This window comes from Bradyrhizobium sp. ARR65 (genome assembly GCF_000472385.1).
Taxonomy (GTDB): Bacteria; Pseudomonadota; Alphaproteobacteria; order Rhizobiales; family Xanthobacteraceae; genus Bradyrhizobium.
On the sequence record NZ_AWZU01000029.1, the window covers coordinates 70,248 to 95,495 of the forward strand.

23 protein-coding genes are annotated in these 25,248 nt (G+C 62.9%); 16 read left to right on the forward strand and 7 right to left on the reverse strand.

Features of this window, described 5'->3' with window-relative positions; translation table 11 throughout:
- Positions 1 to 52 precede the first annotated feature (52 nt).
- Entirely contained in the window at positions 53 to 1,216 is a 1,164-nt protein-coding gene (locus F758_RS0127325; protein ID WP_024510870.1) for an alpha/beta hydrolase, read from the forward strand.
- 115 nt (positions 1,217 to 1,331) lie between these two features.
- A complete protein-coding gene (locus F758_RS48160; protein ID WP_084305671.1) occupies positions 1,332 to 1,736 on the forward strand; it encodes a hypothetical protein in 405 nt (134 codons plus the stop codon).
- Positions 1,737 to 1,802: 66 nt separating this feature from the next.
- On the opposite strand, the gene F758_RS0127335 is transcribed toward F758_RS48160, so the two are convergent.
- Positions 1,803 to 2,528 (reverse strand): hypothetical protein, encoded by a 726-nt coding sequence (locus F758_RS0127335; RefSeq protein WP_024510872.1) that lies wholly within the window; start codon positions 2,526 to 2,528, stop codon positions 1,803 to 1,805.
- A 187-nt stretch (positions 2,529 to 2,715) separates the two neighbouring features.
- Between F758_RS0127335 and mbfA the strand changes: the two genes are divergently transcribed.
- From mbfA to F758_RS0127355, 4 genes are all read left to right on the forward strand, one after another.
- The gene (gene mbfA, locus F758_RS0127340; protein WP_024510873.1) at positions 2,716 to 3,687 is read left to right on the forward strand and encodes an iron exporter MbfA; all 972 of its coding nucleotides are present in this window, start codon (positions 2,716 to 2,718) and stop codon (positions 3,685 to 3,687) included.
- A gap of 12 nt (positions 3,688 to 3,699) precedes the next feature.
- Positions 3,700 to 4,566 carry a hypothetical protein gene (locus F758_RS0127345; protein ID WP_024510874.1) on the forward strand — a complete coding sequence of 289 codons (867 nt, stop codon included), beginning with the start codon at positions 3,700 to 3,702 and terminating at the stop codon, positions 4,564 to 4,566.
- A gap of 35 nt (positions 4,567 to 4,601) precedes the next feature.
- Positions 4,602 to 5,132: a cytochrome b gene (locus F758_RS0127350; protein WP_024510875.1), complete on the forward strand. Its 531-nt coding sequence runs from the start codon at positions 4,602 to 4,604 to the stop codon at positions 5,130 to 5,132.
- A gap of 96 nt (positions 5,133 to 5,228) precedes the next feature.
- A complete protein-coding gene (locus tag F758_RS0127355) occupies positions 5,229 to 6,701 on the forward strand; it encodes an amidase (RefSeq protein ID WP_024510876.1) in 1,473 nt (490 codons plus the stop codon).
- A 54-nt stretch (positions 6,702 to 6,755) separates the two neighbouring features.
- Here F758_RS0127355 and F758_RS0127360 read toward each other — a convergent pair whose 3' ends face one another.
- Positions 6,756 to 8,534, reverse strand: a complete 1,779-nt coding sequence (locus F758_RS0127360; protein WP_024510877.1) for an acyl-CoA dehydrogenase family protein — start codon at positions 8,532 to 8,534, stop codon at positions 6,756 to 6,758.
- Between the two features lie 291 nt (positions 8,535 to 8,825).
- Here F758_RS0127360 and F758_RS0127365 point away from each other — a divergent pair, with 291 nt between their 5' ends.
- Together F758_RS0127365 and F758_RS0127370 are read left to right on the forward strand one after the other, a co-directional pair.
- Positions 8,826 to 9,527, forward strand: coding sequence for an SDR family NAD(P)-dependent oxidoreductase (locus F758_RS0127365; RefSeq protein WP_024510878.1), 702 nt, complete (start codon positions 8,826 to 8,828; stop codon positions 9,525 to 9,527).
- Positions 9,528 to 9,630: 103 nt separating this feature from the next.
- On the forward strand, positions 9,631 to 10,461 hold the full coding sequence (locus F758_RS0127370; RefSeq protein WP_024510879.1) for an enoyl-CoA hydratase: 831 nt from the start codon (positions 9,631 to 9,633) through the stop codon (positions 10,459 to 10,461).
- Between the two features lie 14 nt (positions 10,462 to 10,475).
- Here the strand turns inward: F758_RS0127370 and F758_RS0127375 are convergent, their stop codons facing one another.
- The 5 genes from F758_RS0127375 to F758_RS0127395 all read right to left on the reverse strand — a co-directional run bounded on the left by F758_RS0127375 (position 10,476) and on the right by F758_RS0127395 (position 15,172).
- Positions 10,476 to 11,327 carry an alpha/beta fold hydrolase gene (locus F758_RS0127375; protein ID WP_035723222.1) on the reverse strand — a complete coding sequence of 284 codons (852 nt, stop codon included), beginning with the start codon at positions 11,325 to 11,327 and terminating at the stop codon, positions 10,476 to 10,478.
- 25 nt (positions 11,328 to 11,352) lie between these two features.
- On the reverse strand, positions 11,353 to 12,561 hold the full coding sequence (locus F758_RS0127380) for a multidrug effflux MFS transporter (protein ID WP_024510881.1): 1,209 nt from the start codon (positions 12,559 to 12,561) through the stop codon (positions 11,353 to 11,355).
- Positions 12,562 to 12,687: 126 nt separating this feature from the next.
- Positions 12,688 to 13,971: a glycosyltransferase gene (locus F758_RS0127385; protein ID WP_024510882.1), complete on the reverse strand. Its 1,284-nt coding sequence runs from the start codon at positions 13,969 to 13,971 to the stop codon at positions 12,688 to 12,690.
- A gap of 304 nt (positions 13,972 to 14,275) precedes the next feature.
- Positions 14,276 to 14,899 carry a GNAT family N-acetyltransferase gene (locus F758_RS0127390; RefSeq protein ID WP_024510883.1) on the reverse strand — a complete coding sequence of 208 codons (624 nt, stop codon included), beginning with the start codon at positions 14,897 to 14,899 and terminating at the stop codon, positions 14,276 to 14,278.
- A gap of 69 nt (positions 14,900 to 14,968) precedes the next feature.
- A complete protein-coding gene (locus F758_RS0127395) occupies positions 14,969 to 15,172 on the reverse strand; it encodes a DUF1127 domain-containing protein (protein ID WP_024510884.1) in 204 nt (67 codons plus the stop codon).
- Between the two features lie 116 nt (positions 15,173 to 15,288).
- Between F758_RS0127395 and F758_RS0127400 the strand changes: the two genes are divergently transcribed.
- The 8 genes from F758_RS0127400 (at position 15,289) to tcuB (ending at position 24,749) form a co-directional block, all read left to right on the forward strand.
- On the forward strand, positions 15,289 to 16,188 hold the full coding sequence (locus tag F758_RS0127400) for a transcriptional regulator GcvA (protein WP_024510885.1): 900 nt from the start codon (positions 15,289 to 15,291) through the stop codon (positions 16,186 to 16,188).
- Positions 16,189 to 16,340: 152 nt separating this feature from the next.
- A complete protein-coding gene (locus F758_RS0127405) occupies positions 16,341 to 17,675 on the forward strand; it encodes an MFS transporter (RefSeq protein ID WP_024510886.1) in 1,335 nt (444 codons plus the stop codon).
- Positions 17,676 to 18,398: 723 nt separating this feature from the next.
- Positions 18,399 to 19,256: an alpha/beta fold hydrolase gene (locus F758_RS0127415; RefSeq protein WP_024510888.1), complete on the forward strand. Its 858-nt coding sequence runs from the start codon at positions 18,399 to 18,401 to the stop codon at positions 19,254 to 19,256.
- A 15-nt stretch (positions 19,257 to 19,271) separates the two neighbouring features.
- Entirely contained in the window at positions 19,272 to 20,468 is a 1,197-nt protein-coding gene (locus tag F758_RS0127420) for an ABC transporter substrate-binding protein (protein ID WP_024510889.1), read from the forward strand.
- Positions 20,469 to 20,532: 64 nt separating this feature from the next.
- Entirely contained in the window at positions 20,533 to 21,423 is an 891-nt protein-coding gene (locus F758_RS0127425) for an NAD(P)-dependent oxidoreductase (RefSeq protein ID WP_024510890.1), read from the forward strand.
- 8 nt (positions 21,424 to 21,431) lie between these two features.
- Positions 21,432 to 22,196, forward strand: a complete 765-nt coding sequence (locus F758_RS0127430) for an IclR family transcriptional regulator (RefSeq protein ID WP_024510891.1) — start codon at positions 21,432 to 21,434, stop codon at positions 22,194 to 22,196.
- 59 nt (positions 22,197 to 22,255) lie between these two features.
- Positions 22,256 to 23,644: an FAD-dependent tricarballylate dehydrogenase TcuA gene (tcuA, locus tag F758_RS0127435; protein WP_024510892.1), complete on the forward strand. Its 1,389-nt coding sequence runs from the start codon at positions 22,256 to 22,258 to the stop codon at positions 23,642 to 23,644.
- Positions 23,631 to 24,749, forward strand: coding sequence for a tricarballylate utilization 4Fe-4S protein TcuB (gene tcuB, locus F758_RS0127440; RefSeq protein WP_024510893.1), 1,119 nt, complete (start codon positions 23,631 to 23,633; stop codon positions 24,747 to 24,749). The genes tcuA and tcuB overlap by 14 nt, the downstream gene beginning before the upstream one ends.
- Positions 24,750 to 25,248: the final 499 nt, after the last annotated feature.

Genomic DNA, 25,248 nt, shown 5'->3' on the forward strand with positions numbered 1-25,248 from the left:
GAAAAAGCACGTGGATGGCCGGGACGAGCCTGGCCATGACGAGGAAACAACCATGGCCATCTCTCTTCCTTCGATCCTGCTTCCGCCTGGCATCCGCTCCCGCTATGTCGAGGGCATCAATGGCCTGACCATGCATGTGCTGGAGGCCGGCTTCGAGACACGCGGCCGCCCGTGCGTGTTGCTACTGCACGGCTTCCCCGAACTTGCCTTTTCCTGGCGCAAGGTGATGCCGGCACTTGCGCAAGCCGGCTATCATGTGATCGCACCGGACCAGCGCGGTTATGGCCGCACCACCGGGTGGAGTGCGGAGTATGACGGCGATCTCGCGCCATTTCGGCTAACCAATCTGGTCCGTGATGCGCTGGGCCTGGTGTCGGCGTACGGCTATCGCAGCGTCGATGCCGTGATCGGACACGATTTCGGCAGTCCGGTCGCGGCGTGGTGTGCATTGCTGCGACCAGATGTATTCCGCTCGGTGGTGATGATGAGCGCGCCGTTCGCAGGTGCGCCGAAATTGCCCTTCGACACCGCGGACAGGCCTGCGTTGCCGCCGGCGGAAGACCCCGTGCATCGCGAACTCGCGCGTCTGCCGCGGCCGCGCAAGCATTATCAATGGTACTATTCAACGCGCGAGGCGAATGCCGACATGACGCAGGCGCCGCAGGGCCTGCACGATTTCCTGCGCGCCTACTATCACCACAAGAGCGCGGACTGGAAACACAACCAGCCCTCGCCGCTCAAGTCCTGGTCTGCGGAAGAGCTCGCGAAGCTGCCGACCTATTATGTGATGGATGTTGACAAGACGATGCCTGAGACGGTTGCGGAGGAAATGCCGTCTTCAACGGAGATCGCCGCAAATAAGTGGCTGCCGGACAGCGAGCTTGCCTTCTACACAAGCGAGTATGCGCGCACTGGATTCCAGGGCGGCTTGCAATGGTATCGCTGCGGCACGTCGGGCGCATTTGATGCGGAGTTGCAGCTATGGTCGGGCAAGACCATCGACGTGCCTTCCTGCTTCATTGCGGGCAAGCAGGATTGGGGCATCTATCAGCGCGCCGGCGCATTCGAGACGATGCAATCGAGCGCGTGCACAGCGATGATCGGTTGTCATCTGGTGGATGGCGCGGGCCACTGGGTGCAGCAGGAGCAGCCCGCGGAGATCAATCGGCTTCTGCTCCAATTCCTGAAGCAGGCGGCTGCAAGACAAGTCCGCTAGCTTCATCAGCCGTTCAGAATCAAAACTCTATCGTCGGCGAACGCGGGATTGCTGGGGGAACGATCGTTTGATGCTTGCGTTGCGATCCCGGGCAATGCGCATTTGGAGGAGATGTATGGAGAAGAGAATCGCTGGACTATTGGGAGCGGTCGCTGCGCTCGGCACGCTGGGTGCCGCGCAGGCCTCGCCCGCGCCGGCACCGAACCCATCGGACGCGCTGAAAGCCAATTCCTACGCCGACTTGTTAGAGCCGATCCCGAACGCCGCCAAAATATTGCAGGCGCTGGATGAACAGGCGCCTCCCAAGCCGAACGAAGGCTCGACCGACGCCAACGTCAAGGTGGCGCAGTGGTATCACCATCACCACCATCATCACCACCACCACCATCACTACGGCTATCGGGGCTATGACTATGACTACGGCCCCCGCGTCTATGTGGTGCCGCCCCGCCGCTGGTATCACCACCACCACCATCATCACCATCACCACCATCATCACTGGTATTACGATCGCTACTGATCGCCTTGTGACCTTGTGATGGCGTGACGAGTCGCCGGGTTCTCTATGGAGAGCCCGGTAATTGTTTTAGGTCTGTCGCGCCTTCTCTTTCGCGGCGCGATGAAGATGCCGGTAGGTGCCGTCAAACACGGTATCGGTCGACGATGTCCACTCGGTGCCCTTACCCAAGGTCGGCCGGTTGGCATAGATGCGGCGCGACTGCAGTTCGCGCTCGGCGGCTTCGTCACGCCCCATCGGCTCGAGTTCGAACGGCGCTTCTTCGGGGATGACGATGATCTGCATGAACGGCTCGCCTGGCCGGAAAATATGCGTGCCGCCCTCCGGGGGTGCCTTGAACACGCAAAAGAACACCATCGGCCACCAATTGCGAATCAGCGCCGGGACGGCGATCGGCACGGTGCCGGTCGCATCCGCATAGAAGCGCGGATGCGGCTCGGTCCTGATCGCGAACCCCGGTGGCACTTTCAGATCGAGCAGAAGCTGGTAGGTGTAGAACGTATCGCCGAAGTTGCGGAAAGGCGGCCATTGCAAGGTGCTGTCCGGCGGCGGCTCGCCCCAATCACCTTCCAGGATCAAATGGCCGTCTTTGGTCGAGACATGCAGCTCAAAGTCGTATGGATAAAACAGCTCGATTCCGTACTGAGCGCCTTCCGAAAACGGCACGCAATGCCATACCTGTTCGCGTGACCCGTCGGCGCGCGGTTCGCGCTTGCCGGCCCAACCGGGAATTTCGAGCTTGGTTCGCCGCGGCGCGAGCCGCGGATCGTTGAGACGATATTTGACCTTTTCCATACTTCCCCCGTGGTTGACCAATGCTCGGCTAACGGAAACCGACAGCTCGTGCGAACGGTTCCCACGACAGGCGCCACGGCACAAGGCTCGCTGGCGTAGTCGTGAATTGCGGCCGATTTGACCGCGCGCAAACGAGCCTCTATAGATCGTTTAGAACCGTTCTAAATTATGTCCTGGACGCTTTCTGATGAAGAATTTCGCGGATCTAACCGAGCGCGAGGTGCTGGCGGTGGCGATCTCCGCGGAGGAGGAAGACAGCCGCATCTACATGACCTTCGCCGAAGACCTGAAGGACCGCTACCCTGATTCGGCAAAGCTGTTCGAGGAGATGGCCGAAGAAGAACGCGGCCATCGCCACATGCTGCTCGAGCTTTATGAGCAGCGCTTCGGCCCGCATCTGCCGCCGATCCGCAGGGAGGACGTGAAGGGCTTCCTGCGCCGTCGCCCGGTGTGGCTCACCAAGAACCTGCCGCTCGAGACCATCCGCAAAGAGGCGGAGACCATGGAGTTCGAGGCCGAGCGGTTTTACACCAAGGCTGCCGAACAGGCGCAGGACGTTGCCGTGCGGCGGCTGCTTGGTGACCTTGCCGAGGCGGAAAAGGGTCACGAAAAGGTCGCGACACGACTCACCCACGAGATTCTGAGCCCCGACGTGCGCGCCGCCGAAGACCGCACACGCCGGCGCGTCTTCGTCCTGCAATATGTCCAGCCCGGACTCGCCGGCCTGATGGACGGCTCGGTCTCGACACTGGCTCCCCTGTTCGCGGCCGCCTTTGCCACGCATCACAACTGGCAGACCTTTGTGGTGGGCCTTGCCGCCTCGATTGGCGCGGGCATCAGCATGGGCTTTGCGGAAGCCCTGTCCGACGATGGTTCACTGACCGGACGCGGCTCGCCCTGGCTGCGCGGCCTCACCTGCGGATTCATGACGACGCTCGGCGGCCTCGGTCACACCCTTCCCTATCTGGTGCCGGACGCCTGGCCCAACGCCTTCTGGATCGCGACCGCGATCGCCTCCGTGGTGGTATTCTTCGAACTATGGGCGATTGCCTTTATCCGCGCACGCTACATGGATACGCCATTCCTGCAGGCGGTATTCCAGATCGTGCTGGGCGGCGTCATCGTACTCGGGGTCGGCATTCTGATCGGGGCCGCCTAGGCGGGCTGGGCGATGGAGAAACGTGTTTTCGACCTCATGCGGCGTTCCGGCTTCGCCGCGGCTGGAGCCGCCGCGATCGTGCCCTTCATCATCATGCCTGCGAAGGCAACCGACGAAATCCAGGTCTACAACGCATCCATTGCCGAGGTCGGCCAGTTCACGATCCAGCAGCACCTCAACTACATCCCGGGCGGACTGACCAATCCACCGTTTCCGGGCGGCCTCGTGTCCAACCACAGCCTCAACGGCACGCCGGAATTCGCCTATGGCGTGACCGACTGGTGGGAGGTCGGGCTCTATCTGCCCTTCTCGATTGCGCACGAGCAATTTTACTCGGATGCGTTCAAGGTCAGGATGCTGTTCGTCACCCCGCATGCCGATCAACGCAATTTCTTCTACGGTGTGAATTTCGAGTTGAGCAACGAGACGCCGCCTTTCGCGCAGACCCGGTGGGCCCTGGAAATCCGTCCCATCATCGGCGTCCGCAACAGCGAATATGAATTCATCGTCAATCCGATTGTCGATGTCGGCTTCGGAAAATACGGCGAGGCCGATTTCGCGCCGGCCGTCCGCGTCGCGCGAAAGCTGGGAGATGATCTCTACGCCGGCTTCGAATATTACGCCGACTTCGGAAGGATCGGGGCCTTCCCCAAGCTCGCCGACCAGCAACACACGCTGTTTGCGGTCACCGATTTCAAGTTCGGGGTCTTTGATGTGGACCTTGGCATCGGCTACGGCCTAACTCCCCAATCCGACCGCTGGGTAGTGAAGACCATTATCGGCTACGCCTTTCCGGTCCCCGGAAAATCCGACGCGACCGAGCACGCTACGGTCGGCCCTGTCAATCCGATGTCGCATTCGACACAGCGGACCTGGTAATCCTCCCGTCACGAGCTCTGAGATATAGTCGATCCATGATCCCTCGCCTGCATTACGGCACCACCGCCAAAATCTTTCATTGGCTGATCGTTGCGCTGCTTGTCGTGCAATACCCGATCGGCTGGCTGATGCCTGACATTCACCGCGGCCAGCAGCCCGGCGTCGGCATGATCCTTCACATCTCGTTCGGCATCTCGATTCTCATTCTCATCGTGCTGCGCTTGGCTTGGCGGTTGACCCATCCTGTTGCGCCCGAGAGCACGCTGCCACCCTGGCAGCGCCTGAGCTCGGAGCTGGTGCATTGGATGCTCTACTTCCTGGTGCTGGCGACGACGTTGACGGGCTGGCTGTTCGCATCGTTCCGCGGCTGGTCGGTCTCCTATTTCTATTTGTTTCCGCTGCCGATGCTCGCTTCCGACAATGCGGCGGCAGGCAAAGCCATCGACGGCCTGCATCAGGCCGCGGAGTGGACACTGCTCGTTCTCATCGGATTTCACGTGGTCGCGGCGTTCGCGCATATGTTTATCTATCGCGATCGCATCATGCAGCGCATGCTGCCCGGCTAGTCTTCTCTAGCAATTCGGGTCAAGCCACACCTTGCGGGCGCCGCACATTCTGATCATCATTCGATCATCTCGGAAGGATCAGAAGGGGAAAACGCTTTGGCCAAATCGCAATGGAGCTTCAAGACCGCGACCGAACTGTCGGCCGCGCTCGCGGCACGTCAGATCTCCGCGGTCGAACTCACCGAAGACGCGATCGCGCGGATCGAGCGTCACGACGGCAGGATCAACGCCATCTGCGTGCGCGATTTCGAACGCGCCCTGCAGGCGGCGCGCGCTGCGGACGCGAGCCTTGCGCGCGGCGAGAAGAAGCCGCTGCTCGGTATCCCCCTCACAGTCAAGGAGTCCTTCAATGTTGCCGGGCTTCCCACGACCTGGGGGTTCGTCCCGCAGAAGGACTTTAGGCCGACGCAGGACGCGCTGGCGATCACGCGCATCAAGGACGCCGGCGGCGTAATCATCGGCAAGACCAACGTTCCCGTGGGTTTGGGAGACTGGCAGAGCTACAACGATATCTACGGCACCACCAATAACCCTTACGACCTCGGTCGAACCCCCGGCGGCTCCTCGGGCGGATCATCGGCGGCGCTTGCGGCGGGCTATGGCCCGCTCTCGATCGGCTCGGATATTGGCGGCTCGCTGCGCGTGCCGGCGTTTCACTGCGGCGTCTATGCGCACAAGCCGACCTTTGGCCTGGTCGCTACGCGCGGCCACACGCCGCCGCAGGTGCCGCCAATGCCGCTTGATCGCGACATGTCGGTGCTCGGCCCGATGGCCCGCAGCGCGGCCGATCTTTCCCTCCTGCTCGACGTGATCGCAGGCCCCGACCCGCTGGAAGCTGGCGTCGGCTATAAGCTGGCGCTGCCGCCGCCGCGTCACAGCAGGCTCGCCGATTTCCGCGTGCTGGTCATCGACGGCCATCCCATGCTGCCGCCGAACAAGGAGATCCGCGAGAGCATTGAGAAGCTCGCGGGCAAGCTTGCAAAGGCCGGCGCGAGCATTGCGCGGCAAAGTCCACTGCTGCCCGATTTCGTGGAATCGTCGCGTCTCTACATGCGAATGCTGATGGCCTTTCTCGCCTCGTTCTGGCCAGCCGAACAATATGAGGCCGCCAAAGCGGCTGCTGTACAGCTCAAGCCCGATGACACCAGCCTCCCCGCCGAACGGCTGCGCGGTATAGCAGTGAGCCATCGGGACTGGGTGCTGGACGAGGGCGCCCGCGGCCGGCTGCGCGCGCAGTGGCGCGAGCTGTTCAAGAATTTTGACGCCGTGATCTGTCCAATTATGCCGACGCAGGCCTATCCGCACGATCACTCGCCGGAGCAGGAGAAGCGCCGTGTCAACATCGATGGCAGGGATTACGTCTATCCTGATCAATTGTCCTGGCCCGGCATTGCGACGCTGCCCGGCCTTCCCGCCACCGCGATTCCGACCGGCTTCGCCTCGGACGGCCTGCCGATCGGCGTGCAGATCCTGGGCCCCTGGCTCGAGGATCGCACGCCGATCAAATTGGCCGAGCTGATGGAGCGCGAGTTCGGCGGCTTCGTGCCGCCGCCGATGTTTAATGATTGATGATTAGCTCGCCGTCATTCCGGGGCAGCCGGCAGGGCTGAACCCGGAATGATGTTATGCTGCCAGCAATTCGCCAATCTCGGCCATGCCAGCCGGGCGCTCGCCAAGCAGGAGACCTGCGATCGCACTTTCCGTGGCATTGTTCGTCAGCCGGAACGGGTCGCCGGAGGACAGGCGATGATCGAGCACCAGCCGCGACAATAACAGCCGTCGTGCATCCCCGCGCATATCGTTGATGCGCGCCCCCTCCCACGCCAGCGCGACCGCACTTGCGACATGATAAAGCAGGCTGGTCGCGCGCCGCGCCTCGGCCTCGTTGTCGGCGCACGCGGCGACCTCGCGGGCAAAACCGACTGCGCGGTCGACGAGATAACGCAGGCGGTCGCGCCAAGCCTGCGGCACTGCCACAGCTTCGCCGAGCCGGGCGTGCAGGTCGGCTGACAGCGCGGATTCCGCGCCGTGGCGGCCGACTGCGCGCTTCAGCGCATCGAGCGCAACGATATTGCCGGTGCCCTCCCAGATCGAGCCGAGATGCGCGTCGCGCAAGAGCCGCGCGGTGGCGAACTCTTCGATGTAACCGATGCCACCGCGCATCTCCAACGCATCGCCGCACACCTTTCGCGCATCGCGCGTGGCGCGGAATTTCAGCGTTGGGGTCAGAATGCGCAACAATGCCGCGGCATCCTGTCTGCCCGCTTCGGCGCGATCGAGTGCATCCGCGGTGAGAAAACTCATCGACAGCGCCTGCTCGGTGGCAAGCATGATCTTCATCAACTGCCGCCGTCCCAGCGGCAGGTCGATGATGCGGCTGCCGAACACAACACGGTTTTTGGCAACCGTCATGGCGTCGTGACAGGCGCGCCGCATTAGCGCGGTCGACTTGACGCCGTTGGAAAGGCGTGAAGAGTTGACCATCTCCGCCATCTGCACAAAACCGCGATCGAGGCGGCCGACCGCATAGGCAATTGCGCCCTCCAGCTTGATCTCGCCCGAGGCCATCGAACGCGTCCCGAGCTTGTCCTTCAGCCGGACGATCCGGTAGTGATTCTGCGAACCATCGTCGAGGAAGCGCGGCATCAGGAACAGCCCGACGCCGCGTGTCCCAGCGGGCGCGCCTTGCGGCCGCGCCAACAGCATCACCACTTTAGCATCGGCATTGGAGCAGAACCATTTCTCACCATGGAGGCGCCAATGGTCGCCTTCCTGGACGGCGGTGGTGGTCAGCGTGCCGACGTCGGAGCCGCCTTCTTTTTCGGTCATGAACTGGCCGCCCTGGGTGAGTTTGCTCATATCGGTCTGGACCAGGCCGTCGAGATATTTGGCCTTCAGCTCCTCGCTGCCGAAATTTGCCAGCAGCTTTGCGCAACCATCGGTGACGTTGATCGGGCAGCCGAGACCGAACTCGGCCTGATTGAACAGGAACGTGAAGGCATGTTTGGCGACCACCGGATATTTGTCGGGCCAGCCCAAAATTCCCTTGCGGATCGACATGGCGTGAATGCCGAACTCGCCGAAGGCGACGCGCTCCAGTTCGCGATAGGCTGGATGATATTCGATCGATTGCACGTCCCGCCCGAACTTGTCGCGCTGATGCAGCACCGGAACGTGGCGATCGGCAAGCCGGGCGCAGTCGTCGAGATGGCCGCCGGCGAGATCGCCCAACCTGTCGAGATGCGGCTCGATGTGACGGAACAACGGATCCGGCAGATGAATGCGCAAGAGATCGGCGAGCGCGGGATCGGCCCGGTAGAAATTCATGCCCGTGGTATCAGGCGCCAGCAATTCGGAGCGGTCCGCGCGGGCGGTGGTTTCGTCTTTGATAGGCTGATGCATTTTGTGAAGACTCGTGTTGGTTTCCGTCCCGTTTGCCAGCTTTGGATGATATACGTCATGCTCCGCAGGAGACGGCTGATGGGCCGCCGCCAGGAAGACGTCATGCCATGGCGGATCTCTTGCATATGCCGGAGCGAGGATGTCGCCCTCTTCCGCCAAGGTTCGCCGCCATTCTCGCCATAAAGCCATCCCGCATCAATCGGGATTTTGCGCAAGATCGACGCGCGCGGTTGCCGCGCTGCTTTGCGCGCCTAGATAAGGATTCCCACCAACCTTGCTAAGGACGGCGCCATGGATATTCCGTCGTACAAAATCGCACTTATTGTTGGCGCCGGCGAAGGCTTGAGCGCCTCGCTCGCCCGCCTGTTCGCCCGCGAAAACATCCAGGTCGCGCTCGCCGCGCGGAAAATCGAGAAGCTCGGCGCGCTCTGTCACGAGACCGGCGCACGAGCCTACGCGTGCAATGCGGCAGAAGCCGACGATGTCGAACGGCTGTTCGGCCTTGTCGAGCGCGAATTCGGCGCGCCCGATCTCGTCGTCTACAACGCCAGCGCGCGGGCGCGCGGCACCTTTGTCGATCTGGTGCCGGCCGACGTCGCCCAATCCATCATGATCAGCGCCTTCGGCGGCTTCCTCGTGGCGCAGCAAGCGGCAAAAAGGATGCTGCCCAGCAGGCACGGCGCGATCCTGTTCACCGGCGCTTCCGCCAGCGTCAAGGGCTATGCACAGTCGGCGCCGTTTGCGATGGGCAAGTTCGGCCTGCGCGGTCTCGCCCAGTCGCTGGCACGCGAATTGTCCCCGCAGGGCATTCATGTCGCGCATTTCGTCATCGACGGCGGCATCCGCAGCGCGGCGCGCACGGAAGCCTCCGACCGCCCGGATTCGATGCTCGATCCCGACGCCATTGCGCTCAGCTACTGGAATGTACTGCGCCAGCCGCGTAGCGCCTGGACCTGGGAAATGGAATTGCGGCCCTGGGTTGAGAAGTTTTGATGAACACATTCCGGGGCGCCCGAAGGGCGAGCCCGGAATCTCGAGATTCCGGGTTCGGTGCCGACGCACCGCCCCGGAGTGACGGGGCCAAAGGGGGAACACCATGACAACCGAAACCAGCATCGACACCGGCACCGACGAACTCCTTTGCACGATCCGCGACCGCGTCGCGCTCATCACGCTCAACCGCCCGGACGCGCGCAATGCGCTGTCGGACAACCTGACGCCGGCGCTGCGGAGCATGATCAAGGCTTGCGGCGACAATCCAGATGTCGGCGCGCTCTTGATCACCGGCGCCGGCCAGGCGTTCTGCGCCGGCGGTAACGTCAAAGGCATGGGCGCCCATCGCGATCAGAAAAAGCGCGAAATGTCGTTTGATGCCAAGGTCGCCGATCTGCAGGAGCGGCAGCGGCTGTTGACCGGTGCGCTGGTCGCTGTTCGCAAGCCGACGATCGCGTCGCTGCCCGGGCCTGCGGTCGGCGCCGGGCTCGCGCTTGCCATGGCCTGCGACATCCGCATCGCCGCGCAATCGGCGTTCATTTCCACCGGCTATGCGCGCATCGCGCTGTCAGGCGATTACGGCATCGCCTGGCTGTTGACGCGGCTGGTCGGCACGGCGCGGGCGCGCGAATTGATGTTCACTTCGGAGCGGGTTGATGCCGTGCGCTGCGAGGCGATCGGGCTCGTCAACCGCGTGGTGCCGGACGTGCAATTGGAGGATGAAGCATTCGCGCTCGCCAAGTCGCTGGCCGAGGGGCCGGCGCTGGCACTGCATTATATGAAGGACAATCTGGACGAGGCGCTGTCGCTGGATTTCAACGCCGCCCGCAACCGCGAGGCCGAGAGGCTGATCATGCTCACTACCACCGACGATCACCGCGAGGCGGTGCAGGCGTTCATCGAGAAGCGCAAGCCGGTGTTCAGGGGAAGCTGAGCAGATTTCCAAAATCAACCCTCGCGCCGGCGAAGACCGACAGCCAGGAAACGATCGAGCATCGCATTGACCTGATCCGCAACCTCGATCGTATTGAAATGGCCGGCGAGCATTGTCTTTGCTATGACCAGTTGTGGGCAGATCTTCTGCAGGCGGTCGAGGTCGCGCGCCATGTTCACCAGTGGGACATCAGCGGAAATATAGGCCATGGGAATCTTGCAGGCCTCCGCGGCTGGGACCGGATCATAGTCCAGTGCAAAATTCTTGATCGTCGAATAGGCGACGTGCTGCGCCGTCTTCTCGCAAGGCGGCAATATATAGGTCTCGTAGATCATCTTGCGTCGCGCCGGATCATCGAAATCGCAACCGATCTCCCATGCGTTCGCCCTCGAAACGGTCAGATAGTTGGGCCCGCCGATGCCTTCCAGCAGCGCTCGGACTTCGGGAGCTTCGCGCAAGCTCGGAGGCGACATGATGATCGAGTCGATCATCACCACGCCCGAAGCCAGATCCGGATAGCGGCCGCACAGTTCGAGCGCGATCGCGCCGCCCAGGCTGTGGCCTATCACGAGGGGCTTATGCAGTTGCAGTTGGCCGCATTGCCAGGCGATATCGTCCGCGAAACCTCTGATGGTGTAGTCTTGTTCCGGCGCGTCGCTGGCGCCGTGGCCGCGCAGATTGACGGCGACCACGCGACGGCTTGCCGCGAAATGGGCGATCTGGGGCGTGAAGATGCCGTGGTCGCCGGTCCAGCCGTTGATCAGGAGCAGCGGAGGATATTGTGCGGCTGCAGGTCCGGCCTCGAAATGCGCCAGTCGCACGCCGTCGCGGCTCAACAGAACAGGCTCTAAAGTACAAGAAATCACGATCTTTCCTCCTGGATCTCATAACTCATGCGACTGGGGCGAAGCGTTTGGCGGGCCTGACGACGCCGATATAGGCGGCCATCGCGAGCAGACAGAACGTGAGCATCACCACCGCCATCGAAAGCACCGAGTGACCGTCAAAAAGCGCAGCGACCAACGCGCTGGACGACGCGGCGCCGATCATCTGCACGAAGGCCATCACGGCGCTGATCGATCCCGCGATTTCCGGCATCGGCTGCAGTGCACCATTCATGGCATGGGGCGAGATCAGCCCGAACGACAGCGCGACACCGACCATCACGAGCACCACGAGGACGGCCGACTTGCCGCCTGCGATCGACATGACAAGCAGGGAGGTTGCCAGGATGGTCGAGACTGCGAGGCCGATCGCAATCAATTGCGCGGGCGACAGTCCCCATCGGTCGAGTATCCTGTTGACGCGGGTGCCGGCCATCACCGACAGCGAACTTGATCCGAAGATCAGGCCGTATTGATACGGGCTGAGCCCCAGCGCATTGATGAAGAACAGTGACGAGCCGGTGATGTAGGCGAACACCGCTCCCGCAGCCGCGGCGTTGCAAAGGATATATCCCACGCAAACAGGTTGCCGCAAAATGCGAAGATAATCCCGGGCGACGGCCGCCGGGCTCAGCCGGACGTCTGGATCGATCCTCGCGCTCTCGCTGAAGCCGCGTAGCGCCGCAAGTAGCAGCAGGCCGCCCGCAATCGGCACGACGTAGATAGCCCGCCAGCCGCTCAGCACAAGCAGCGCTGCGCCCACGGTGGGAGCAATCATCGGAACGATGTTGATCGCCAGCACCACGTTGGCCATCTTTTCGGCCGCGACCTCGCCGTCAAAGAGATCGCTGATAATGGCAACCGCGGCAATCCCGGGAGCCGAAGCGCCGGCTCCCTGGAGCGCACGAAAGAATAGAAGCTGCGGGAGTGAACGAGAAAAGATGCAGCCCAAGCTCGCGATGACGACGAGTACGCTGCCAAACACTGCGATCGGCTTGCGGCCGAAGCGATCCGATATCGGCCCATAGATCAGGAGCGCCGCGCCCAGGCTCACGAGATAAACGCTCATCGCCAAGCCGACCTCGGCCGGTGTCGCGCCGAGATCGGCTCCCGTCGCCGAGAGGCTCGGCAGGATCATGTCGATGCCGAACGTCGGCAACGAAGCCAAAAGTCCAAGCAGGAGGGTGAAGGCAAACGAATTGGGTTGGATGCGCAAGGCGAGATTTCTCTATTGAGGTCGGCGTCAAAGCTCACGCCATGCCGCCGTAGGGGCAGAGGCTTTGCAGGGTCGGCGAACGGTGACGGCCCCAATGCATCGGCCGGTCGCCGGCCTCGCTCTTCGTCAGGCCGCGCCTCGACGCGGCCGCTTCACGGGCTGATGGCCGGCCGCGTGGCCGACGGCCGCGATGGCCTCCATCTCCTCGACCAGGCCGGATCCTTCGATGTCAGCCTTGATCGCCTCGCCAATCTTGCGGGCCGCCAGTTTGAATTGCGGCTCGGTGATCAGCCGGTTGATTGTGGCCGCGATTTCCGCCTCGGAAGCCATCGGGGGCAGGCGAAGCCCGGCCCCTCTCGCCTCGACTCGCGCGGCGTTGGCCGACTGGTCCCGCCCCATCGGCAAGATAAGCTGCGGCAACGCATTGATCAGCGAGCGGGTGACGGTCCCGTGGCCGCCCTGCGATATCACCAGCGAAACCTCCTTCATGACCGAGTCATGCGGGGCGCCGCGCAGCAGATGCACGTTCGTCGAAGCGCGAAGCTCGGCCACGTCCAGGTTCGGACCGGTCGTGACCACCGCATCGATCTCCATCGTTCCGACCGCGTCGATGATACGTTGGACTAGATCACGCTGGCCTTGCGCGCCTGTGCTGCTGGCGATCAGCGCGCGAGGACGATCCGCCTGCGCCGACCATGGCGCCTGCCACGACTTGGACAAGTTCGGCATATCGAGCAGCGGCCCGATATAGCGGAAATTATCCGGAAGAGAATCGGCCTGGAAGTCGAACGCCCGACTGGTCGCGAGCAGAAGCCGGTCGGCCCGATCGAACAGATCCATGACGTCCGCGAGAACGGGAAGGCCGAGCTCGGCGCGGGCTCCGTTCAGAATGGGAAGAGACACATTCATCATAGCGGCAAGAGCGGCACTGGCGGCTTCGACTTCGGCGCGCTCCTTCGGTGTTTTCGGCTGGCCCAATCCGCTGGTCGCCGGCGGCATTCCCGGCAGGGGCTTGATGCTGACATGAGGCGAAAGAAGCGCGAAGGGCACACCGGATGCTTCTGCCCCAAGTGCAGCGCCAAAGAGGATGTCGAGCACGAGAACAGCATCCGTCGGCACCCGTTCGATCTCATCGCGGATATCGGCGGCGTAAGCCGAGCAAGGCTCAAATACAGCCCTGTGCACCCAATCCTGCATATCAGAGACATCGGTTGGGTCGGCCGCTTCGCCGATCGGAGCCCGGCGCCATGTTACGAACTCGAACTCGGCGGCCTCGACTTCGGCGCGCATAACCGGATCGGCCATCACACGAACGTGGTGGCCACGCCGGCGCAACCGCCGGCCTGCGGTCAGCAACGGACTGAGATTGCCCAATGTACCCCACGACGCCAGGAGAAAACGGTAGGACATCCGAGAAGCTTTCTGTCACGGTCGCGAACTCACGGACGCAATCCGTCCTCGGCGACCAACACAGGCTTGCGGACGGATGCGCCGGCGCGCGCGTATTCGCGCGAGCCACGCGAAGGATTGCGCCGCGGCGGCTACCGAACGATGTCGTTTCAGAATGGAATGGTTACAGCCGTAAGCATCGGCGAGAGGATTGTGGCGCGACGCGAGATTTCGCTGCTAGGTGTGCCTTCACGTCACGGACTCGTGAGTCGAAGCCGCTTCTATTCAAGCGTTCGTGCGAATGCGCTGGGGCGCGGCCAGCAGTTCAACGGCCAGAGATTGCCATTCTGGCTTCTCGTGTCGTCGCCGCGATCCGCCAACTCGCGCAGGGAATGTCCTTCGGCGCGAGGTCGATCTGTTTTTCGAAGCGCACCAGCTTCCAATCCTCGGGGTGACGGGCGAACGAAAAACCTGATTTGCGCGCCAGCGCAATCATGGCGTCATTGGAGCGCAGCGTGTCGCCGAACACGCTGGCCGCACCGAAGGCGGCCGCACGGCACTCCAGATTCTTCATGAGCACGGCGCCGATGCCGTGGCCCTGCCAGTGATCATCGATCGACATGCCGAACTCGAAACTGCCGGTCTCGGCGTGATACGCGTAGCGCGCTTCACCGATGATTGTCGCAAATCCATCGATCTCTACGGTCGCCACGACCGTGAAGCCGTCGTCGCGGCCGACATGGGTGAAACGATCAAGCAGTGTTTTCGGCAGTTCGCTCATCGCGCCGAGAAAGCGGTTGTAGCGGGAGCGGGCCGAGAGCGCGCGATAATAGTTCTGCAATTCCTCCGCATCGCCCGGCTCGACGAAGCGCACAGTTACCGTCTCGCCGCTGCGCGTGCGCAGACTATCGGAGTGCTGCCAGAGCTCCTTGAGCCGAAGCGTCGCCATCGCCAACTCCGTTGTCCGAAAAGGCCGTGGGCCGGTGTTCCCTTGAGGCAACGCCGGCCCGGCTGCTGCTCAAGCCCGCCAGAACGGCTTCTCGGCCTCATGCGCGATGTCGCTCCGGGAGACGCCGACATCGTGCAACTCGCGGTCGGTCCAGCGTGCAAGCTCCTGGCGGGTGCGGTAGCGCTGCCGCCAGAGATGGAAGGTGTCGCTCAAGCTGGCCCAAAACCCCGCAACATGATGATTTCTCATCACTTCCTGAGTGATGGTAGACATGTTTAGCTCCTAAAGCTAAGCTCTCAGCAGCGAATATCTGCGCTATTCGGCCGTTCGGCAAACGACACTTTGTACCCGGTTGGATGAGATAAATTCATGTATCGGAGCTTTTCCGGATGACGGCCAGACTGCCATCGCTCAACGGTTTGCGGGCCTTCGAAGCAGCCGCCCGGCACTTGAGCTTCACGCAGGCCGCCGCCGAACTGAACGTGACGCAAACCGCGATCAGTCACCAGATCCGGCGGCTGGAGGAGGAACTCGGCCTTCGCCTGTTCATCCGCAAGAACCGCGCGCTCGCGCTCACACCGAAAGCGAAGGATTATCTTCCTGGCGTGCGCGCCGCCTTCAACGATCTGCGGCTCGCGACCGACCGCCTGCTGCGCAAGGACAACGATAGCGTCCTGACGATTTCGACGCTGGCGTCGTTCGCGGCGAAATGGCTGTTGCCGCGCCTATCGACTTTCCAGGAGGCGCATCCCAGCATCGACGTGCGCATCACCACCTCCAACAGCCTGGTCGATTTCAGGAGCGGCGATGTCGATGCTGCGATCCGCTATGGACGCGGGCACTGGCCTGGCGTGCGCGCGCGATGGTTGACGGCGGACGAACTGTTTCCGGTGTGCAGCCCGGCCCTGCTCAAGGGCGATAAGCCGCTGCGCTGTCCGCAGGACCTGGCGTACTACACGCTCCTGCACACCAGCGGCGGCTATGACGACGACTGGCGGCTATGGCTGACGGCGGCAGGTCTGCCGGCAGATATTTCCAAGCAGCGCGGCATCAGCTTCGACTTGATCTTCATGACCGTGCAGGCCGCAATCGATGGAATCGGCGTCGCCATGGGCCGGACCACCTATGTGCAGGACGACATCGCCAAGGGCCGCCTGGTCGTCCCGTTCAAGATCGCGCTGCCTGCTGATGCCGGCTTCTATCTGGTGTCGCCCGAGGCAGCCGATGATCCGCCCAAGCTTCGCGTGTTCCGCGACTGGCTCCTCGCTGCAGTGCAAAACAAATCCTGAAATCTGTGCTTCCGCGTGGCCATCGCCGAAAATATAAGGCGGTCTCCAGTTGGTCGGCAGCGCGCGTCATGGCAGATTGCCGGCTGGGGTAGTTGGGGCTGGCGTGAGGTTTTCTCCGCAACCGGCCATTTCAGACGGAGAGGAACCTCACGATGTCACAAGCGTCCACCGCGCAGGTACCAACGATCAAGTCGCGCATTGGCGCGATCCTGCGGGCCACCAGCGGCAACTTCCTCGAGCAGTTCGATTTCTTTCTGTTCGGCTTTTACGCCAGCGCAATCGCGAAAGCGTTCTTCCCTTCCACCAACGAAACCGCTTCGCTGCTCAACACCTTCGGCGTGTTCTGGCTCGGCGCTCTGATGCGTCCCATCGGCGCGATCGTGCTCGGCGCTTACATTGACAAGATTGGCCGGCGGCAGGGCTTGATTGTCACGCTCTCGATCATGGCCATCGGTACGGTGGTGATCGCATTCTGTCCGAGCTATGCGACGATCGGTATCGCCGCACCCGTCATCGTGCTGCTCGGACGACTGCTCCAGGGCTTTTCCGCCGGCGTCGAGCTCGGCGGCGTCTCGGTCTATCTCGCCGAGATCTCCACGCCCGGCAACCGCGGCTTTTACACCTCGTTCCAGTCCTCCAGCCAGCAGGTCGCGATCTTTGTGGCTGCGATCTTGGGCTACGTACTTAGTGAAGCCGTGCCTGGCGATACGGTTATGGGCTTCCTCGGAGGCGACGGAGTTGCCAAATGGCGTATCCCCTTCTTCGTCGGCTGCCTGATCATTCCCGTGATCTTCTTCCTGCGGCGGACGCTTGAGGAAACGCCGGAGTTTCTGGCGATGAAGAAACATCCCACCGCAAGCGAGGTCTTCGCATCAGCGGTCGCAAACTGGCGCATCGTCATCCTGGGCATGATGATCGCAATCCTCACCACGACGACCTTCTATTTTGTCACCGTCTATACCCCGACCTTCGGCAGGAACGTGCTGAAACTGTCCACGGCCGATGCTCTGCTGGTGACGCTTCTGGTCGCGGTGACCAACTTTATCTGGAATCCGGTCGGCGGCGCCGTGTCCGACCGCGTCGGCCGCAAGCCGGTGCTCCTCACCATTGCCGGCCTCTCACTGGTGACAGCCTATCCCGCACTGCACTGGTTGGTGAGCGCGCCGACTTTCGGCAAGATGCTGGCAGTGGAGATGATGTTCTCGTTCTACTTCGGCACCTATAGCGGAACCATGCTGGGCTGCTTGGTCGAGATCGTTCCGAAGCATGTCCGCACCACCTGCTTCTCGCTGGCCTTCGCGCTCGCAGCCGCTTTGTTCGGCACCTTTACACCCTTCGCCTCGACCTGGCTGATCGATCGGACCGGCGATAAGGCATCGCCCGGCTTCTGGCTGATGTTCGCGGCCGTGCTCGGCATCATCGCCGCCCTCACCGTGTACCGGGGCGGCCGCCAAGCCGTCGAGAGCCGCGAGGTCGTCGCGGCCTGAGCGGCCCGACAGACGTTGAGCGCAAGTCAGAGCATTGGATTAGCAGTTCCGCCTTGAAGCCCGCCACCTGCGTCGGCGGCTAGAGACGGACCTGCGCAATCCGCCATTTCCTGACATTACGCTCGCGAAGCTCTCTGGCCGTTTCGCGTAGAGACCCCTTGAGCTCCCGCCCGGGGGCCGTGTAGAACGCTGCTATAATAATAGAATATCGTTCTATTCTGCGGAACGCGCGCGAAGAGGGCCCGATCGCTCTCTTCAAATCCGTAACCAGGGAGGATCGAGGATGGAGCCTGCTGACCGACCGGAGAAAGACGAGCGGACCGCGTCCTCAGCCGATCAAGGCGTGATCGCGACGTTCAGATCCCTTCCCGACCTTCTCGCGCGCGACGAGGCACTCGTCNCGCGCGGGCGATGGCTCGACGTCGATTGTCTGCTCGGACCGACGGCGCATCCGTTCCACGTCGCGATCCGCGCCGGGCGGATCGTGGAGATGACGCCGGCACCCCTGCTGATGCGATCCTGGCGTTTCTCCTACCGCGCCAGCACCCAGGCGCTTGCGGCCCATTGGCAAGCGGTGCCGCGTCCCGGCTGGCACGACCTTTTGGCGCTGACCAAGCGCGGCGAGGCAGTGCTGGAGGGCGATCTCTATCCGTTCATGACGCATCTGCAGTTCTTCAAGGACCTGCTGGCCCTGCCGCGCCGCGAACGCATCGGAGGCGCCGCATGAACGGCTTTATCGAGCCGATCGTCGGCCGCTATGTGCATGTCGAGATCGACGGCGAGATCAACCGCATCTATTTCGAGGAGAACGGCACAGGCATCCCGCTGGTCTGCCTGCACACCGCCGGCTCCGATAACAGGCAGTGGCGGCACCTGCTGAGCGACGCGGAGTTCACGAAGCATTTTCGCATCATCGCCTTCGACCTGCCCTGGCACGGCAAGTCGAACCCGCCCGACAGTCAGTATGACAGCGAATACAGGCTGACGACGGCAAGCTATACCGCGACCATCCGCGCCTTCTGCCGCGCGCTGGCGCTGGAGAAGCCGGTGGTGATCGGCTGCTCGATCGGCGGCCGCATCGTCCTCAACCTTGCGATCGATCATGCAAGCGAATTCCGCGCGCTGATCGGCCTCGAGGCTGCCGACTTCCAGCAGCCCTGGTACGACACCGCCTGGCTGAACCGACCTGACGTGCACGGCGGCGAGGTCTGCGCCGCCTTGGTCTCGGGCCTGGTCGCGCCGCAATCACCTGAGGCATCGCGCGACGAAACGCTGTGGGCCTACAAGCAGGGCGGGCCCGGCATCTTCAAGGGCGACCTCTACTTCTACCGAGTCGATGGCGACCTGCGCGGCCGCATGGGCAGCATCGATGTCCGCGCCTGCCCGCTTTATCTCCTGACCGGCGAATATGATTTCTCCTGCACCGTGGAGGACACGATGCGGACGGCCGCGAGCATTCCGGGCGCGAAGGCGATTGCCATGGAGCAACTCGGTCATTTTCCGATGAGCGAGAATCCCGCTCAGTTCCGTCGCTACATCGCACCGGTGCTTAATGACATTCGTGACAGAGAAAAGGTTTAACGGGAGGCTGAGTTCATGAAATTGCGTTTGGTTGCGGCAGCTTTGTTTGCGGTGCAGGCAAGTGCCACCTGGGCAGCCGATGACGTCATCAAGATCGGCGTGCTCAACGACCAGTCGGGCGTATTCGCCGACAATGGCGGCCGCGGTTCGGTGGCGGCGGCGCGGCTGGCGGCGGAGGATTTCGGCAACGAGATTCTCGGCAGGAAGATCGAGATCATTTCCGCCGACCATCAGAACAAGCCGGATATTGCAGCCGCCACGACCCGCAAATGGTTCGACAACGAAGGCGTCGACGTCATCGCCGACGGCGCGGCCTCCTCGGCCGGCTTTGCGATTCTCGAAGTCGCGCGGCAGAAGAACAAGATTTTCATCATCAGCGGCCCGGGCTCATCCGACTTCACCGGCAAGGCCTGTTCGCCGACGAGCTTTCATTTCAACTATGACACCTATGCCTTGGCGAAACTGACCAGCGATGCCATTACGCGCGCCGGCGGCAAGACCTGGTATTTCATCACTGCGGATTACGCCTTCGGCCACGCCCTGCAACGCGACGCCACCAAGTTCATCGAGGCGGCCGGCGGCCAGGTGATCGGCTCGGCCGCGCATCCGCTGGGCACAGCCGATTTCGCCTCCTTCCTGCTGCAGGCGCAGGGGTCCAAGGCAAACGTCGTCGGGCTGGCGACCTCCGGCGCCGACGTGCAGACCGCGATCAAACAGGCCGGCGAGTTCGGCATCGTCGACAGCGGACAGAGCCTCGCCGGCCTGCTGGTCTTTATCACCGACGTCGATGCGCTCGGCCTGAAGGTGACGCAGGGACTGCAGGTCACGACCTCCTTCTATTGGGATCTCAACGATGAGACCCGCGCATGGTCCAAGCGCTATGCCGCGCAGATGAACGGCAAGGTCGCCAGCATGGTGCAGGCCGGCGTCTACAGCGGCGTTCATCATTATCTCGCGGCGGTGAAGGCGGCGGGCACGACGGATCCGACAATCGTCGCGGCCAAGATGCATGAGATGAAGGTGAACGATATGTACAACAAGGACGTCGCCATCCGTGCCGATGGACGCGTGCTGCACACGATGTATCTCGTTCAGGTGAAGAAGCCCGACGAGTCGAAATACAAATACGACTACTACAAGATCGTGAAGTCTGCGCCGGGCGAAGAGGTGTTCCGTCCGCTCGGTGAAGGCGGCTGTCCGCTCGTCAAGTAAGAACGCTTATCCATCCGCGCGGCGGCTGCGCTGCCGGCGAAGGAAATCAAGGGAGAATATCAGCATGTCCGCTGCGATCGGATTCATCGGGCTCGGGGTCATGGGCGAACCGATCTGCCGCAATCTTCTGCGCAAGAGCGGCCGGCCGGTCGTGGCGTTCGACCTCGCACCGGAACCGCTGGCCCGGCTTGCCGCAGAAGGTGCGAGGATCGCAAACTCCGTCGCCGAGGTCGTTGCTGGCAGCGAGGTCGTTTTCCTCTGCCTGCCGAGCGCCAAGCACGTCTCGTCTGCCTTCGAGGGCGAGGCCGGCATCCTGCATGCGGTGCAAGGCGCGCAAATGATCATCGACCTCGGCACATCGGAGGTCGGCCTTACCCGCGACTTCGCGCGCCGGCTCGCGGAGAAGAGCGCGGCGTGGATCGACGCGCCGATCGCGCGCACCCGCCAGGCGGCACAGGATGGCACGCTGAGCGTCATGGTCGGCGCTTCGCCGGAGCACTTTGCCAAGGTCGAGCCGCTGATCCGCCATTTTGCCACCGACATCACGCTGTGCGGCGGCACCGGCGCCGGACAGGTAACGAAGATCCTCAACAACATGGTGCTGTTCGAGACGGTCAACGCGCTTGCGGAGGCGGTCGCGATCGCAAGGCACAGCGGCGTTGAACCGAAGCTGCTGCTAGAGACCCTTTCCAAGGGATCGGCCGACAGTTTCGCGCTGCGCAACCATGGCCTGAAGGCGATCGTCCCGGGCGAGTTTCCGTTGCGGGCGTTTTCAACCGAGTATGCCCTGAAGGATCTCGGTTACGCTCTCGACCTTGCGGCGCAAGCCGGCCTGCAGACGCGGGGTGCGGCCCTCGTCCGCACCGTCTTTACCGAGGCCATCGACAAGGGACTGGGCGATGCGTACTTTCCGGTCATCGCCAAGCTCATTGATCCGCACGAATCCCCCAAATAGGAGACCACATGCCTTCGCCCGGAGTCGCCGCCGTCGATCGTGCATTGACGATTCTGGCGGCGTTCGAAGGCGAGCCGACGCCACTCTCTCTGGCCGACCTCGCGCGACGCACCGGCCTGTACAAGAGCACGCTGTTGCGGCTGATGACCTCGCTGCAGGAATTCGGCTACCTCGTCCAGCTCGCGGACGGCCGCTATCATCTGGGACCGACCCCCTTCCGCTTAGGCGCGGTCTATCAGCGCGTCAACAACCTGCACGATCAGGTGATGCCTGTGCTGCGACAGCTCGTTGCTGCCGGCACGGAGAGCGCGTCGTTCCACGTCAGACACGATGCCAAGCAGCGGCTCTGCGTCTTTCGCGTCGATTCCCAGCATTCGACGCTGGACCGCGTCGAAGCCGGAATGCTGCTGCCGCTCGATCGCGGTGCCGCTGGCAAGGTCATCCTGGCGTTCGACGGCGAAATGGGCGACACATTCGGTGAGATCCGCAAGAATTGCATAGCGACCTCGTTCGGAGAACGCGATCCCGATTGCGCAGGGCTTGCCTGCCCGGTATTTGGACCGAACGGCAAGCTCGCTGGAGCCCTGTCGCTCTCCGGGCCCAAGCCCCGTTTCACCAAGGAAAATATCAGGGCTATGTCCTCCCTGCTGCTGACGGCGGCCACGCGACTGACACGATCACTTGGCGGCTCTAGCGAGCTGTTGGAGAAGATGTCGACTTCAGCGCCGGTCGAGGGCCACTCTCGAGAGATGTCTCGGCGAGTAGGGAAGTGAATGAGTGAAGCGCTGTGGAACGTGCGATGAATAGGACGGATGCCGGAGCGGCCGCGCTGTTGAGCCGACCTCACGACGTCTTGGTGATCGGCGGCGGCAACGCGGCGCTTTGCGCCGCGATCAGCGCGCGACGGCAGGGCGCCTCGGTTCTGGTGCTGGAGGGCGCGCCGAAATTCTACCGCGGCGGCAATACCCGCCACACCCGCAACATGCGCTGCGCCCACGACACGGCGACAGAGATATTGACCGGGCCGTACACCGAGCAGGAGTTCTGGGAGGACCTGCTGCGCGTCACCGGCGGCGAGACCGACGAAGAGCTCGCGCGCTACATGATCGCCGAATCCAAGGACATCCTGAACTGGATCGTCCAACAGGGCGTGCGCTGGCAGCCCTCGCTCGGCGGCACGCTCAGTCTCGGCCGCACCAACTCCTTTTTTCTCGGCGGCGGCCGCGCCATGCTCAACGCGCTGTATCGGACCGCAGAAGAGCTCGGCGTCGACATTCTCTACGACGCCGAGGTCGTCGACATCGAGATCGAGAACGGCATGTTTCTCTCGGCAACCGTGAGGCAGGGCCGCGGAACAGTGAGCGTGCGCGCCGGCGCGCTGGTCGCCGCGGCCGGCGGTTTCGAGGCCAATATCGAGTGGCTGAAGCAATATTGGGGCGAGGCCGCCGACAATTTCTTGATCCGCGGAACGCCCTATAACCGCGGCTCGATCCTGAAAATGCTGCTGGACAATGGCGTGCAGGAGGTGGGCGATCCCACCCAATGCCATGCGGTCGCGATCGACGCGCGCGCGCCGCGCTTCGACGGCGGCATCATCACGCGGCTGGACTGCGTGGTGTTCGGCATCGTGGTCAACCGCGATGCGCAGCGTTTTTACGACGAAGGCGAGGACATCTGGCCCAAGCGCTACGCGATCTGGGGACGGCTGGTGGCAGGCCAGCCGGGACAGATCGCCTACATCATTTTCGACTCGACCGTGCTCACCAGCTTCATGCCGTCGCTGTTTCCGCCGATCCAGGCGAACTCGATCGCCGAACTCGCCGCCAAGCTCGAGCTCGATGCCGGCGCACTCGACAAGACGGTTTCCGATTTCAATGCGGCGGTCAGGCCCGGCACCTTCGACCATACCATTCTCGACGATTGCCGGACCGAAGGCATCACGCCACCGAAGACGCATTGGGCGCGCAAGATCGCGACACCGCCTTATTACGCCTATCCGGTGCGGCCGGGCATCACCTTTACCTATCTCGGCACCCGCGTGAACAAACAGGCGCGCATGCTGATGAAGGACGGCAAGCCTTCGGCCAACATGTTCGCCGCCGGCGAGATCATGGCCGGCAATGTGCTTGGGCGCGGCTACGCCGCCGGCATCGGCATGACCATTGGCAGCGTGTTCGGACGTATCGCGGGACGGGAAGCAGCGAAGCATGCACGGAACTAAGATACTCGACGAAGCCGACCGGCTGATGACGGTCTGCAACTCCTGCCGCTATTGCGAGGGGCTGTGCGCGGTGTTTCCGGCGATGGAAATGCGGCGCGCCCTTTCTGACGGCGACCTGAACTATCTCGCCAATCTCTGCCACGCCTGCGGCGCCTGCTATGTCGACTGCCAGTTCTCGCCGCCGCATGAGTTCAATGTCAATGTGCCGAAGACGCTGGCGATCGCGCGCGCGGAGTCCTATGCCGCCTATGCCTGGCCGCGGGCGTTTTCCGGGCTGTTCTCGCGCAATGGCCTTGCCATCAGCATTATCGCTGCGCTCAGCGTCGCCGCCTTCATTTTCGGTTTCGCCGCTGTCAGCGACAGGCAGGTGCTTTACGGCATCCATACCGGGCCGGGCGCGTTCTATGCGCTGATGCCGCATAATGCGATGGTCGCGCTGTTCGGCATCGTTTTTCTCTACGCGATCCTGGCGCTTGCGATGAGCCTGCGCGCTTTCTGGCGCGACGTCAGCGAGCCCGTCGGCGCGCGCGCCGATGCGCCCTCACTCTGGCAGGCGGTGCGGGATGCTGGTGAGTTGCGCTATCTCGACGGCGGCGGCGTCGGCTGCTTCAACGAGAACGATCAACCGACCGACCGGCGCAGGGTCTATCATCACTTCACTTTCTACGGCTTCCTGCTGTGCTTCGCCGCGACCTGCGTCGCGACGCTCTACCATTATCTGCTCGGGCGCGAGGCGCCGTATGCCTGGTGGGATCTGCCGGTCTTGCTCGGCACGCTCGGCGGCATCGGGCTGGTGATCGGGCCGATTGGCCTGCTCGTGTCGAAGCGACGGCGCGACCCGGTGCTGGTCGATGAGGCGCGTTACGGCATGGATGCCGCATTCACCGCGATGCTGTTCCTGACCGGCCTGTCCGGACTCGCGCTGCTCTTCTGGCGCGAGACAGCCGCGATGGGACCACTGCTGGCGCTGCATCTCGGCTTCGTATTCGCGCTGTTCATCACCCTTCCCTACGGCAAGTTCGTGCACGGCCTCTATCGCTTCGCTGCCCTGGTGCGTTACGCGCGCGAGCGGAAGATGATGGGGAGCGGAAGCGCTGAGGAATAGGCGTCCAGCTTCTCGATTCAATCGTCAAATACCTTCTCCGTCATCATTCCGGGGCGATCCCACCCGGTCCGTGCGAAGCGCGGCCGGATGACAGGCTCCGCATCGAACGATGCAATTGCGCACCTGAGATTCTCGAGATTCCGGGTTCGCCTCTTCGAGGCGCCCCGGAATGACGGCAGCAAAACAGGTTTCAGCATCCTCGCGGCGCTTTTCGCGTCCGAGCTTTGCGTCACCATCGCCCTCTTCGGAAACAGAGGGCGCAGGGAAGGCCGGGTGGCCGCTGCACCCGGGGCCTCCGCGCAAAGAAATTGCGCGAAGCGCGCGTTGACCACAGGTACAGGCGGATTCACTCCGGCCTTCCCTGCGCAGTGGTTTACGGCTTACTCCGCGCTCTCCTCGGTGAGCCAGACTTTGTTGTCACCGTCACCCGCGCGATGCGAGACGCATCGTCGCGAGTTTAGCGCCAGCCTTGGGGCGCCAGGACCACGCGGCTTCGCCG

Excerpts from the sequence above, each read along its gene's own strand:
- F758_RS0127370 (WP_024510879.1), top strand. The coding sequence starts at position 9,631 with ATGACAACCGAAACCAGCATCGACACCGGCACCGACGAACTCCTTTGC.
- F758_RS0127385 (WP_024510882.1), bottom strand. The coding sequence starts at position 13,971 with ATGTCCTACCGTTTTCTCCTGGCGTCGTGGGGTACATTGGGCAATCTC.
- F758_RS0127395 (WP_024510884.1), bottom strand. The coding sequence starts at position 15,172 with ATGTCTACCATCACTCAGGAAGTGATGAGAAATCATCATGTTGCGGGG.
- F758_RS0127430 (WP_024510891.1), top strand. The coding sequence starts at position 21,432 with ATGCCTTCGCCCGGAGTCGCCGCCGTCGATCGTGCATTGACGATTCTG.
- F758_RS0127425 (WP_024510890.1), top strand. The coding sequence starts at position 20,533 with ATGTCCGCTGCGATCGGATTCATCGGGCTCGGGGTCATGGGCGAACCG.
- F758_RS0127345 (WP_024510874.1), top strand. The coding sequence starts at position 3,700 with ATGGAGAAACGTGTTTTCGACCTCATGCGGCGTTCCGGCTTCGCCGCG.
- F758_RS0127420 (WP_024510889.1), top strand. The coding sequence starts at position 19,272 with ATGAAATTGCGTTTGGTTGCGGCAGCTTTGTTTGCGGTGCAGGCAAGT.
- tcuB (WP_024510893.1), top strand. The coding sequence starts at position 23,631 with ATGCACGGAACTAAGATACTCGACGAAGCCGACCGGCTGATGACGGTC.
- F758_RS0127365 (WP_024510878.1), top strand. The coding sequence starts at position 8,826 with ATGGATATTCCGTCGTACAAAATCGCACTTATTGTTGGCGCCGGCGAA.
- F758_RS0127400 (WP_024510885.1), top strand. The coding sequence starts at position 15,289 with ATGACGGCCAGACTGCCATCGCTCAACGGTTTGCGGGCCTTCGAAGCA.
- F758_RS48160 (WP_084305671.1), top strand. The coding sequence starts at position 1,332 with ATGGAGAAGAGAATCGCTGGACTATTGGGAGCGGTCGCTGCGCTCGGC.
- F758_RS0127360 (WP_024510877.1), bottom strand. The coding sequence starts at position 8,534 with ATGCATCAGCCTATCAAAGACGAAACCACCGCCCGCGCGGACCGCTCC.
- F758_RS0127390 (WP_024510883.1), bottom strand. The coding sequence starts at position 14,899 with ATGGCGACGCTTCGGCTCAAGGAGCTCTGGCAGCACTCCGATAGTCTG.
- F758_RS0127405 (WP_024510886.1), top strand. The coding sequence starts at position 16,341 with ATGTCACAAGCGTCCACCGCGCAGGTACCAACGATCAAGTCGCGCATT.
- mbfA (WP_024510873.1), top strand. The coding sequence starts at position 2,716 with ATGAAGAATTTCGCGGATCTAACCGAGCGCGAGGTGCTGGCGGTGGCG.
- F758_RS0127350 (WP_024510875.1), top strand. The coding sequence starts at position 4,602 with ATGATCCCTCGCCTGCATTACGGCACCACCGCCAAAATCTTTCATTGG.
- F758_RS0127415 (WP_024510888.1), top strand. The coding sequence starts at position 18,399 with ATGAACGGCTTTATCGAGCCGATCGTCGGCCGCTATGTGCATGTCGAG.
- F758_RS0127325 (WP_024510870.1), top strand. The coding sequence starts at position 53 with ATGGCCATCTCTCTTCCTTCGATCCTGCTTCCGCCTGGCATCCGCTCC.
- F758_RS0127335 (WP_024510872.1), bottom strand. The coding sequence starts at position 2,528 with ATGGAAAAGGTCAAATATCGTCTCAACGATCCGCGGCTCGCGCCGCGG.